Genomic DNA, 10,979 nt, shown 5'->3' with positions numbered 1-10,979 from the left:
GCGCTCGCAAGGACCACGGTCCGGAAAACCTCGCCATCATCCGAAAACTCGCCCTCAACGTCCTCAAAACGGCCAGGCCATCCATCTCCATCCGTCGCAAGCGAAAGCGATCCGGATGGTCTGACGCATTCGCCCGATCCGTCATCGGGCAAATGCGATAGCCCTGGATGGAGGCCTGACGCCTATGGACATCGCCCGCATTCCCCCGACCGAGGCCGCAGGCCTCAGCCCCGGGCGCCGGCTTGCGCTGGAGCACTTTTATGGCGGTTTGAGCACCGACGAGGTCGACCTCGTCGACCTGGCGCTGACGCCCGACTGGCAGGACATTCCCCAGATGCCGGGGCAGGTGCCCGGACCCCGGGGCATCAAGCCGATCTTTCGCATGCTGAGAGAGGCCATTCCCGATCTTGCAGTCGAGATCCACGACGTGCTGGCCGGTCCGGATCGGGCGGCCGTGCGGCTGACCGCGACCGGCACCCATCTGGGGCCGCTGTTCGGTGTGCCCGCCGGCGGCCGGCGGATCAGCTTCGCGATACACGAATTCCACCGTTTCGAGGGCGAGCGCATCGCCGTCACCCACCATATGGAAGATCTGTTCGGCCTGTTCCGTCAGATCGGCGCCTGGCCTCTGATGGAAGGAGCGGCGGCATGACCTGGAGCCTGATCCTCACCCGCATGGGGGCCACGCCCGAGCCTGGCCTTGCGGAGCTGCCGCCGCGGGAGCCGGGGCCGGGAGAGCTCCGTATTGACATAGACGCGGCGGCGTTGAACCCGCTGGATGCCAAGCTCGCCCGGGGCCATCTGGCCGACTGGTTTCCGATCGTGCTGCCCTGGGTGCCGGGCACGGATTTTGCCGGCCGGGTGGTGGCCGTCGGCGCCGGCGTGACGGGTTTTGCCCCGGGGGACGAGGTCTTCGGGCGCAGTGATCCCGTTGCCGGCGGCGCCTTCGGGCCCGCGATCACCCTGCCGGCCGGCTTCGTGGCGCGGCGCCCGGCGGGGATCGATGCCGCAACCGCGGCGTCCCTGGTCACACCGGCAGCCATTGCGCTGCAGGCGCTGGACGAGGTGGCCGGCGCCGACGGTCCGCTGGTGATCCTGGGCAGTGGTGCGGTGGGCACGGCGCTGGTGCAGATCGCCCGCCACGGGCGTGCCGTGACGATCAGCGGCCGTCATGCCGCCCGGCTCGCGGTGCCTGGGGTGCAGGTGCTTGCGGCAGAGGGGGCCGACCTCGCCGCCGCGATCGCCGGGGCCGGGGTGGTGATCGACACCGTCGGCGGCCCGCGTCAGCGGCAGGTGCTGGCCCGTCTCAGCCCCGGTGCCCGCTTCCTGGCCATCGCCGAGCCGCTGCCCGAAGATGCGGCGGTACCTGCGGGCGTCGAGGCCGGTTTCGCAGCCCTGGCAGGTGGCGGCGGTCAGCTCGATCGGATCGCCGGACTGGCGGCCGACGGCGTGCTGGTCCCTGAGATTGCGAACCGTTTCGGGATCGGGGACGCCGCGGCCGTGTTCAGCGCCTGGACGGCTGGGCGTCTTCCGGCCCGTCAGGTGATGGTGCGGGAGGGCTGACCGGCAGATCAGAATCGGAATTGGCGGCAAAATTTTTCTGTAAAACAGAAAATTCTTGCCGCAAAATGCGGGCATCGATGGATGGCACAGCCGAGAGGTGAAGGATCATGCGCCTGCCCGCCACCAATCAGACGCCCGACGACGATGGCAAGGGCCGGGAGGACGGGGCCCTCTGCCGCCGCAGCCGTCGCCTGGCGCATCTCTGCGCCGTTTTTGCCGTGGCCCTGCCGGTTGGTGTGGTCGTGAGCTGTGCGGCGGGACAGGTGCCGGATCTTCCGGGCCTGTCGAAGACGATCGACCTTGCGGCGCTGGTCTGGTGGCAGGTGGGCATCGTTCTGACCGGCATGCTGGCGCCGGTGCTGCCGGTCAGCCTGGCCCTGCTGGTGGCGCGGCGCTGCTTTCTGGCGGTCGGCCGGGGGGCCATCTTCACCCTTGAGACGGTGGCCGCCCTTCGGCGGATCGCCGGTCTGGTGACGCTCGGCGGGATTGCGGGGCTGATCGCACCGACGGTGGTGGTGCTGGGGGCGACCGTTCTGGCCGCCCCCGGCCAGCGCCAGCTGGCAATCGGCATCAGCAGCGGGCCGCTGCTGACCCTGGTGCTGGGGGCCGTGGTCTATCTGATCGCCGACATCATGCATCGGGCAGCACGCATGGCGGAAGACCATGCGCAGATCGTCTGATGGCGATCGTCGTGCGTCTGGATGTAATGCTGGCCCGCCGCAAGATGAGTTCCCGGGATCTGGCGGCGCAGATCGGCATCACCGAGGCCAATCTCTCGCTGTTGAAGCGTGGCCATGTGAAGGGCATCCGCTTCGAGACGCTGGAGAAGATCTGCGAGGCGCTCGCCTGCCAGCCGGGGGATCTTCTGGAGTATGAAGCACCCTGACGACGACAAGGGGGCCCGGTCGACCGGGCCCCCTTGTCGTTGCGCCATCCGGATGAAGGGTCGGTATCCGGATGATGGGTCGGTCAGGCCGGCCGCTTCGGGATGTCGAGACCCCGCTGCACCGCCGGGCGGGCAAGGCCGCGCTCCAGCCAGGCCGGAACATTGACCAGCTTTTCGAAATGAACCAGATCGCCCGCGCCGTAGAAACCGATCAGGTTACGTACCCAGCCCAGCAGCGAGATGTCGGCGATGGTGTAGTCGTCGCCCATGATCCAGTCGCGGCCGTCGAGCCGGGACTCGAGCACGCCGAGCAGGCGCTCGCTTTCGGCGCGGTAGCGCTCCAGCGGGCGCTTGTCCTCGATCTCGCGGCCGGCGAATTTGTGGAAGAAGCCGAGCTGGCCGAACATCGGCCCGACCGCCGCCATCTGGAAGAACACCCACTGGATGGTTTCGATCCGGGCGACGGGATCGGCGGGCAGGAAGCGGCCGGTCTTTTCCGCCAGATAGAGCAGGATGGCGCCGGATTCGAACAGGCCGACCGGCCGGCCGTCGGGGCCGGCGGGATCGATGATCGCCGGGATCTTGCCGTTCGGATTGAGCGACAGGAATTCCGGCGTCCAGGTCTCGTTCTTCATGATGTCGATCAGATGTGCCTCGTAAGGCAGGCCGGTCTCTTCCAGCATGATCGACACCTTCACGCCATTGGGCGTGGCCAGGGAATAGAGCTGGATCCGGTCCGGATGGGTGGCGGGCCAGCTGCGGGTGATCGAGAAGGCGGAGAGATCGGCCATCGGGGCGTCCTTCAATAGGTCGGAACGGACAGGCGGTCGGAACGGACAGGCGGTCGGAACGGACAGGCAGGGGCGATCATCCTAGTCGGAGCGGCAGAGACTGTCTGTTCGTCCCCGCGGAAACGCACCGTTCCTTCAGCCGCCCGCCCGTTCTGTGCGGGATGTCCTTTCCGCCGGCGGCGGTTCATGGCCGAAAACGCTCCGGCCGCCATAGTCGTGGGAGCGGCGGCGTTCCCCGGCGATGAAGGCGTCCAGCGACGGGCCGCCGGCGGTCTGCTCCAGCCGCCGTGCCTGGGCGTCCAGGCGACGGATGGCGTCGAGCTTTTCGTCATTGCCGAGGGATGCGGCTGCGACCGCCGATTTCATCACCTGAATGGTCCGGTCATAGACCAGCACGGGCACCGGAAAGGGCTGCCGGTCCTTGCCGCCATGGGCGAGCGAGAAACGGGCCGGGTCGTCGAAGCGGCAGGGCGCGCCGTGGACCAGCTCGGCGACCATGGCCAGCGAGTGCACCGTCCGGGCGCCGACGCCCGGGACCATCAGCAGTTCGGCGAAATCCCGGGGGCCCGCCTCGGCGGCGGCGGCAAGCGCGCCATGCAGGCGGCGCAGGATCACGTCTCCCGGCCGGACCTCGTGACGATCGGGCATCACCAGATGCGGCAGCTCCGGCTGGGCCGTGGCGGGTGCGGGCGGGGCAGGCGTGAGGGCCGCGGCTTCCCGGACGATGCCGTCAGGCCCCAGATCCCGGAGCAGATCCAGCTGTCCGATGCGCGAGGCGGCGGCGCGGCGGTCGGTCAGGTTGACGATCCGGCCCTGATTGCGGCCGTCGATCGCGGCATGGGGGGCTTCGACGAAACTCTTCAGGTCTTCCGACAGCCAGTGATAGCGGCGGGCGAGGCGGGTGCCGTCGTTCATGCCCTGCTGCACCACCACCCACCGCCCGTCATCGGCGACGATGAAGCCGTGAAGATAGAGGTCGAACCCGTCCTGCACGGCGGCGCTGTCGACCTTGGCGATCATCCGGCTGGTCCGGGCCAGGGCGCTGCCGTCGAGGCTGGTGCGGTTGCCGACGGCCAGAAGTTCATCCGGTGTGGCACGGGAATGGCGGCCGCGGCCGCCGCAGACATGCAGGCCAAGCTCTGCCGACAGCGGCGTCAGCCCGCGCTTCAGCGCCCCCAGCACCGAGGTGGTGATGCCCGAGGAATGCCAGTCCATGCCCATCACTGCGCCGAAGGACTGAAACCAGAAGGGATGGGCCAGGCGGCGGAGGAACTCGTCACGGCCGTAATGCAGGATGATCGCCTGCGTGATCACCGTGCCGAGCTTCGTCATCCGCTGGCCCAGCCAGGCGGGCACCCGGCCGCCATGAAGCGGCAGGTCGGCACTGCCGGCGCGTCTGGACATCAGCGGCTGCTCCGGAACGAAAGGGAAACATCCCTATCCTAACCGGCAGAAACCCGCTCTGGCAAGCAGGTGAGGGCGTGTCGCTGATATGCGATCCCGGCCACCCCCACCCCGGCAGATGGTGCTAGCATCATTGCAGATCGCACGAGGTAAGGTGACGGGTGATGGAGAAGAAGACGCAGTTTCACCTCTGGTACTGGTTCGCGGCCCTGTTCGCGTTGCTGGTGTTCCAGTATGTCTTCACCACCGCCCGGCAGGTCGCCGAGATCCCCTACAGCCGGTTCGAAACCTATCTGACCGAGGGGAAGATCGCCGAGGTCGCGGTGTCGGACCGCTTCATTCAGGGCACGCTGAAGGAGCCGCTGGAAGGCGGCCAGACCCGCTTCGTCACCACCCGTGTGGAGCCCGACCTCGCCCGCCAGCTTCAGGACAAGGGCGTGGTGGTGAAGGGGCAGGTGGAGAATACTTTCTTCCGTGATCTGCTCTCGTGGGTGCTGCCGGTCGCCCTGTTCGCCGGCGTCTGGATCTTCATCCTGAGGCGGATGGGGGCGGGGCTCGGCGGCGGCATGATGCAGGTCGGTAAGAGCAAGGCGAAGGTCTATGTCGAACGCGACACCGGCGTCACCTTCGACGATGTCGCCGGCGTCGACGAGGCGAAAGACGAGCTGAAAGAGATCGTCGCCTTCCTGAAGGATCCGAAGGGCTATGGCCGGCTGGGCGCGCGCATGCCCAAGGGTGTTCTGCTGGTCGGTCCTCCCGGCACCGGCAAGACCCTGCTCGCCCGGGCGGTGGCGGGTGAGGCGGGGGTGCCGTTCTATTCGATCTCGGGCTCCGAATTCGTCGAGATGTTCGTGGGCGTGGGCGCCGCACGGGTGCGGGACCTCTTCGCCCAGGCGCGGGAGAAGGCGCCGGCGATCATCTTCATCGACGAGCTTGATGCGCTTGGTCGCGCCCGGGCGATCGGGCCGATGTCGGGCGGGCAGGACGAGAAGGAGCAGACCCTCAACCAGCTGCTGGTCGAACTCGACGGCTTCGACCCGTCATCGGGGCTGGTTCTGCTGGCGGCGACCAACCGGCCGGAAATTCTGGATCCGGCACTGATGCGCGCCGGCCGCTTCGACCGTCAGGTTCTGGTCGACCGCCCCGACAAGCCCGGGCGGATCCAGATCCTGAACGTCCATATGAAGAAGGTCGATCTGGCCCCGGATGTGGATGCGACCAGGGTGGCGGCGCTGACGCCGGGCTTCACCGGGGCGGACCTCGCCAATCTGGTCAACGAGGCGGCGCTGCTCGCCACCCGCCATGGCCGCGACGCGGTGACCATGGAGGATTTCAACGACGCGGTGGAGCGGATCGTCGCGGGGCTTGAGAAGCGCAACCGGCTCCTGAACCCGCGTGAGCGCGAGATCGTGGCCCATCACGAAATGGGCCATGCGATCATGGCGAGCGTGCTGCCCGGGGTCGATCCGGTCCATAAGGTTTCGATCATTCCGCGCGGCATCGGCGCGCTCGGCTATACCATCCAGCGGCCGACCGAGGACCGCTTCCTGATGACCCGGACTGAGCTTGAAAACAAGATGGCGGTTCTGCTGGGTGGCCGGGCGGCGGAATGGGTGGTCTATCATCATCTTTCGACGGGTGCGGCCGACGATCTCGCCAAGGTGACCGACATCGCCCGCGCCATGGTCACCCGCTATGGCATGTCGGAGACGCTGGGCCAGGTGGCGCTGGAGCGTGACCGGCGATCCTTCCTCAGCCCGGAGGATCTGACCGGCATGCCGCGGCCGCGTGATTTTTCGGATGTGACGGCGGCGGCGATCGATGCCGAGGTCCGCCAGATCGTCGATCAGGCCTTCGAGCGGACGGTGGCCGCGCTGACCGAACGCCGGGCGCTGCTCGACCGTGCCGCCCATCGGCTGCTGGAAGAGGAGACCCTGGACGGCGACGCCTTGAAGGCGATGATCGCCGGCACCGCCTGACCGGATTTGACCGGGGTCAAATCCCCCTCCCGGCCCCTGTGCGAAAGTGCCTGCCGAGGTGACGGCACCGCGGGAGATGGCGAGATGAAGGCGATGGTTCTGCAGCGGCCGGGAACGGCGCTGGTCATGGAGACGCGGCCTGATCCCGAACCGGGCCCCGGCCAGATCCTGGTCCGGGTTCTGGCCTGCGCGGTCTGCCGCACCGATCTGCATGTGGTCGACGGCGACCTGCCGGACCCGAAACTGCCGGTGGTGCCGGGGCATGAAGTGGTGGGCGTGGTCGAGGCGCTGGGCGCCGGCGTCGACCCGTCGCTTGCCGGGCGGCGGGTGGGGGTGCCCTGGCTGGGGCATGCCTGCGGCACCTGCCGCTATTGCGGCATGCGGGCCGAGAACCTGTGCGATTTCCCCGAATTCACCGGCTATACCCGCGATGGCGGCTTCGCGACCCACATGCTGGCCGATGCCGGTTTCGCCTTTCCGCTGGCCGATGATCTGGACCCGGTGGCGACGGCGCCGCTGATGTGTGCCGGGCTGATCGGCTGGCGCTCGCTCAAAATGGCGGGGGAGGCGGACCGGATCGGGCTCTACGGCTTCGGCGCCGCCGCCCATATCATCGCCCAGGTCTGCCGCTGGCAGGGGCGGGAGGTCTTTGCCTTTACCAGCCCGGGCGACAGCGCGGCGCAGGCCCATGCCCGGGCGCTGGGCGCGGTCTGGGCCGGCGGCTCGGATCAGACGCCGCCGGCGGAGCTGGATGCGGCGATCCTGTTCGCGCCGGTCGGCCATCTGGTGCCGAAGGCACTGGCCGCGGTGCGCAAGGGCGGCATCGTGGTCTGCGGCGGCATCCATATGAGCGACATCCCGTCCTTCCCCTACCGCCTGCTCTGGGGCGAACGCCGGCTGGTGTCGGTCGCCAATCTCACCCGTGCCGATGGTCATGAATTCCTGGAGCTGGCGCCGCGGGCCGGTGTGAAGACCTCGACGACCATCTACCCGTTGGCCGATGCCAACCGCGCGCTCGACGATCTGCGCCATGGCCGGTTTCAGGGGGCGGCCGTGCTCGTGCCCTGACGGGTCCACGTGGCGTCGGAAGCTGTTTCCTCCCGCCGCCGATCCATCGACAATGGGCGGATCGAAGCCGCAGCCCCGAATGCCGCGGCACAAAGCGGGAGGAGACGAGGAGATGGCGAACAACCGGCGGTCCGCCAACATCACCCAGGGCGTGGCACGCTCGCCCAACCGGGCGATGTATTATGCCCTGGGCTATCAGGCGGCCGATTTCGACAAGCCGATGATCGGCATCGCCAACGGCCATTCCACGATCACGCCCTGCAACGCCGGCCTGCAGCGGCTGGTGGATGCCGCGACGGTTGCCGTCAGGACGGCAGGGGCCAATCCGCAGGTCTTCGGCACGCCCACCATCTCGGACGGCATGGCGATGGGCACCGAGGGCATGAAGTACTCGCTGATCTCGCGCGAGGTCATTGCCGACTGCATCGAGACCTGCGTCCAGGGCCAGTGGCTGGACGGGGTGCTGGTGGTCGGCGGCTGCGACAAGAATATGCCGGGCGGGATGATCGCGCTCGCCCGCTGCAATGTGCCGGGCATCTATGTCTATGGCGGGACGATCAAGCCGGGACGCTGGAAGGGCCAGGACCTGTCGATCGTCTCGGCCTTTGAAGCGGTCGGCGCCTTCATGGCCGGCCGGATGTCACAAGAGGATTTCGAGGGCGTCGAGCGCAATGCCTGCCCGTCGACCGGATCCTGCGGCGGCATGTATACCGCCAACACCATGAGTTCGTCCTTCGAAGCGCTGGGCATGGCGCTGCTCTATTCCTCATCCATGGCCAATCCGGACGAGGAGATCGTGGCGGGTGCTGCGCGGGCGGCCGAGGTGCTGGTGAAGGCGGTGGAGGCGAACCTCTGCCCGCGCGACATCATCACCCGCAAATCGATCGAGAATGCCGTGGCGCTGATGATGGCGACCGGCGGTTCGACCAATGGTGTGCTGCATTATCTGGCGATCGCCCATGCCGCCGGTGTGGAATGGTCGCTGGACGATTTCGAGCGGGTGCGCCGCAAGGTGCCGGTAATCTGCGATCTGAAGCCCTCGGGCCGGTTCATGGCGGTGGATCTGCACAAGGCCGGCGGCGTGCCGCAGGTTCTGAAGATCCTGCTGAATGCCGGGCTGATCCATGGCGACTGCATGACCATCACCGGCCGGACGCTGGCCGAGGAGCTGGAGCATGTGCCCGACGAGCCGCGGGCCGATCAGGAGGTGATCCGCCCGATCAGCCGGCCGATCTATGACGAGGGCCATCTCGCCATCCTGAAGGGCAACCTGGCGACCGAAGGTGCCGTCGCCAAGATCAGCGGGCTGAAGAACCCGGTGATCACCGGGCCGGCGCGGGTGTTCGACGACGAGCCTTCGGCGATGGAGGCGATCCTGGGCGACCGGATCCGCCCGGGCGATGTGGTGGTGCTGCGCTATCTGGGCCCGAAGGGCGGCCCGGGCATGCCCGAGATGCTGGCGCCGACCTCGGCGATCATCGGCCGCGGGCTGGGTGAGAGCGTCGGGCTGATCACCGATGGCCGGTTCTCGGGCGCGACCTGGGGCATGGTGGTCGGCCACGTGACGCCCGAGGCGAGCGAGGGCGGCACCATCGCGCTGGTCAAGGAGGGCGACGAGATCACCATCGACGCCCATCGCCAGTTGATTCAGCTGAATGTGAGCGATGCCGAGCTGGAGACCCGCCGGGCGGCCTGGACGCCGCCTGCACCGCGCTATACCCGCGGCGTGCTGTCGAAGTTCGCCAAGCTGGCCCGTCCGGCGAGCGAGGGGGCTGTGACCGACTGAGCCTTTCCCGGGGAGAAGCCGCCGTTTCAGGCGGCGGCTTCGCCTTCCGGCGCGCCATAGGGGGCGTTGATGCGCGCCTGATCGGTGAGCCGGGCCCAGACCGGGGTATGGTCGGACGCCTTGTCGCGGCCGCGCGGGGCACGATCGATATCGGCGGCTTCCAGCCGGTCGCAGGCTTCGGGCGAGAGCAGAAGATGGTCGATGCGCAGGCCGTGATCCTTCTGCCACATGCCGGCGCGGTAATCCCACCAGCTGTAGCGGCCGGCTTCGGCATGAAGCGCGCGGAAGGCATCGGTCCAGCCCTGGTGGAGCACGGCGCGGAAGCGGCGACGTTCTTCCGGATGGAACAGCACGTCGCCGGCCCAGCCCTTGGGGTCGTAGAGATCGCCGGCCTCGGGCGCGATGTTGAAATCGCCGCCGATCACCGCCGGGCGGCTGGCATCGCCCAGCATCGACCGGGCATGGCTGACGAAGGCGTCGAGGAAGGCGAGCTTGTAGGGGAACTTCTCCGACGTCACCGACTGGCCGTTCGGCACATAGACGCTGGCCACCCGCACGCCCTGGTCGCCGATCGCCACCGTGCCCTCGATCCAGCGCGCCTGCTCGTCCTCGAAGCCCGGCAGGCCGCGGGTGACGTCGGTGATCGGTGCCCTGGCCAGGATCGCGACGCCGTTATAGGTCTTCTGGCCGTGGGCGGCGAAATGATAGCCGGCCGCCTCGATCTCCGCCGCGGGGAACTTGTCGGTCTCGAGCTTCAGTTCCTGAAGCAGCACGATGTCCGGCGTCGCTTCGGCCAGCCAGTCGAGCACATGACCAAGACGGGCCTTGAGCGAATTGACGTTCCAGGTGGCGATGATCATCGGGGCCGGGCTGCCTCAGAACACGCTGAACGAGGTGCCGCAGCCGCAGGAGGCCGTGGCATTGGGATTGGTGACCGCAAAGCGCGAGCCGGTCAGATCCTCGACGAAATCCAGCTCCGAGCCGATGATGAACGGGATCGACGCCTCGTCGACCAGCGCTTCGGCGCCGTCGCGGGCGATCACCACGTCTTCCGGCTGCACGCCGTCCTTGTCGATCGAGAATTCGTACTGGAAGCCCGAGCAGCCACCGCCCGAGACGGCGATGCGCAGCCGGACGGTCACGCCTTCCTTCTCGGCGATACGGTTGATGTGGCGGGCGGCGCGGGCGCTCAGCGTCAGCGGCGGCAGGCCGGGCGTGCCGGCGGAGCCGTTGCCCGAGGTGAGGGCGGCGTCGGAAGCGGCCATCTGCTGGACCTCCTCGCAGGTCGATACCGGATCGCGGGTTTCTCACCCGTTATTTGGATCCAAGATGTAGGCAAGTGCGGCCCCAAGGTCAACGACGGCCTGCCCTCGGGCGGTTGCCCAGGGGAATCGCATTTGAAAATCCCGGGTAGCGGAATGGTCAAAGATGGATTCTTTATTCGGTTCCAAGGAGGAACCGATGCCATCTCTGATCACCATCCTGCGCCAAGTGCCCGACCC

Annotated in this window: 11 protein-coding genes and 1 pseudogene; 8 read left to right on the top strand and 4 right to left on the bottom strand. The window is 67.9% G+C overall.

The window, feature by feature from the left end:
- The 5 genes and pseudogenes from WI697_RS27155 to WI697_RS27135 all read left to right on the top strand — a co-directional run.
- Positions 1-161, top strand: a pseudogene (locus WI697_RS27155) (ISAs1 family transposase); the annotation flags it as partial.
- Positions 162-184: 23 nt separating this feature from the next.
- Positions 185-652 (top strand): ester cyclase, encoded by a 468-nt coding sequence (locus WI697_RS27150; protein WP_345960658.1) that lies wholly within the window; start codon positions 185-187, stop codon positions 650-652.
- The gene (locus tag WI697_RS27145) at positions 649-1,563 is read left to right on the top strand and encodes an alcohol dehydrogenase catalytic domain-containing protein (RefSeq protein ID WP_345960657.1); all 915 of its coding nucleotides are present in this window, start codon (positions 649-651) and stop codon (positions 1,561-1,563) included. The genes WI697_RS27150 and WI697_RS27145 overlap by 4 nt, the downstream gene beginning before the upstream one ends.
- Positions 1,564-1,670: 107 nt before the next feature.
- Positions 1,671-2,243, top strand: a complete 573-nt coding sequence (locus tag WI697_RS27140; protein WP_345960656.1) for a DUF2975 domain-containing protein — start codon at positions 1,671-1,673, stop codon at positions 2,241-2,243.
- Complete coding sequence (locus WI697_RS27135) at positions 2,243-2,449, top strand: helix-turn-helix domain-containing protein (RefSeq protein WP_014745016.1); 207 nt, start codon at positions 2,243-2,245, stop codon at positions 2,447-2,449. Before WI697_RS27140 ends, WI697_RS27135 begins: the two co-directional genes overlap by 1 nt.
- 83 nt (positions 2,450-2,532) lie before the next feature.
- On the opposite strand, the gene WI697_RS27130 is transcribed toward WI697_RS27135, so the two are convergent.
- Positions 2,533-3,240 carry a glutathione S-transferase N-terminal domain-containing protein gene (locus WI697_RS27130; protein ID WP_345960655.1) on the bottom strand — a complete coding sequence of 236 codons (708 nt, stop codon included), beginning with the start codon at positions 3,238-3,240 and terminating at the stop codon, positions 2,533-2,535.
- A 135-nt stretch (positions 3,241-3,375) separates the two neighbouring features.
- The gene (locus WI697_RS27125) at positions 3,376-4,644 is read right to left on the bottom strand and encodes a DUF763 domain-containing protein (RefSeq protein ID WP_345960654.1); all 1,269 of its coding nucleotides are present in this window, start codon (positions 4,642-4,644) and stop codon (positions 3,376-3,378) included.
- 164 nt (positions 4,645-4,808) lie between these two features.
- Between WI697_RS27125 and ftsH the strand changes: the two genes are divergently transcribed.
- The 3 genes from ftsH to ilvD all read left to right on the top strand — a co-directional run bounded on the left by ftsH (position 4,809) and on the right by ilvD (position 9,477).
- Positions 4,809-6,623 (top strand): ATP-dependent zinc metalloprotease FtsH, encoded by a 1,815-nt coding sequence (ftsH, locus tag WI697_RS27120; RefSeq protein ID WP_345960653.1) that lies wholly within the window; start codon positions 4,809-4,811, stop codon positions 6,621-6,623.
- Positions 6,624-6,707: 84 nt separating this feature from the next.
- Complete coding sequence (locus WI697_RS27115) at positions 6,708-7,691, top strand: zinc-dependent alcohol dehydrogenase family protein (RefSeq protein ID WP_345960652.1); 984 nt, start codon at positions 6,708-6,710, stop codon at positions 7,689-7,691.
- Positions 7,692-7,803: 112 nt separating this feature from the next.
- The gene (gene ilvD, locus WI697_RS27110) at positions 7,804-9,477 is read left to right on the top strand and encodes a dihydroxy-acid dehydratase (RefSeq protein WP_345960651.1); all 1,674 of its coding nucleotides are present in this window, start codon (positions 7,804-7,806) and stop codon (positions 9,475-9,477) included.
- Between the two features lie 26 nt (positions 9,478-9,503).
- Here the strand turns inward: ilvD and xth are convergent, their stop codons facing one another.
- Both xth and WI697_RS27100 read right to left on the bottom strand, forming a co-directional pair.
- The gene (gene xth / locus WI697_RS27105) at positions 9,504-10,337 is read right to left on the bottom strand and encodes an exodeoxyribonuclease III (protein WP_345960650.1); all 834 of its coding nucleotides are present in this window, start codon (positions 10,335-10,337) and stop codon (positions 9,504-9,506) included.
- Between the two features lie 15 nt (positions 10,338-10,352).
- Positions 10,353-10,742 (bottom strand): HesB/IscA family protein, encoded by a 390-nt coding sequence (locus WI697_RS27100; RefSeq protein WP_197465252.1) that lies wholly within the window; start codon positions 10,740-10,742, stop codon positions 10,353-10,355.
- Positions 10,743-10,979: the final 237 nt, after the last annotated feature.

This window comes from Tistrella mobilis (assembly GCF_039634785.1).
Lineage (GTDB): Bacteria > Pseudomonadota > Alphaproteobacteria > Tistrellales > Tistrellaceae > Tistrella > Tistrella mobilis.
This window is presented reverse-complemented; position numbering and strand designations above follow the sequence as displayed.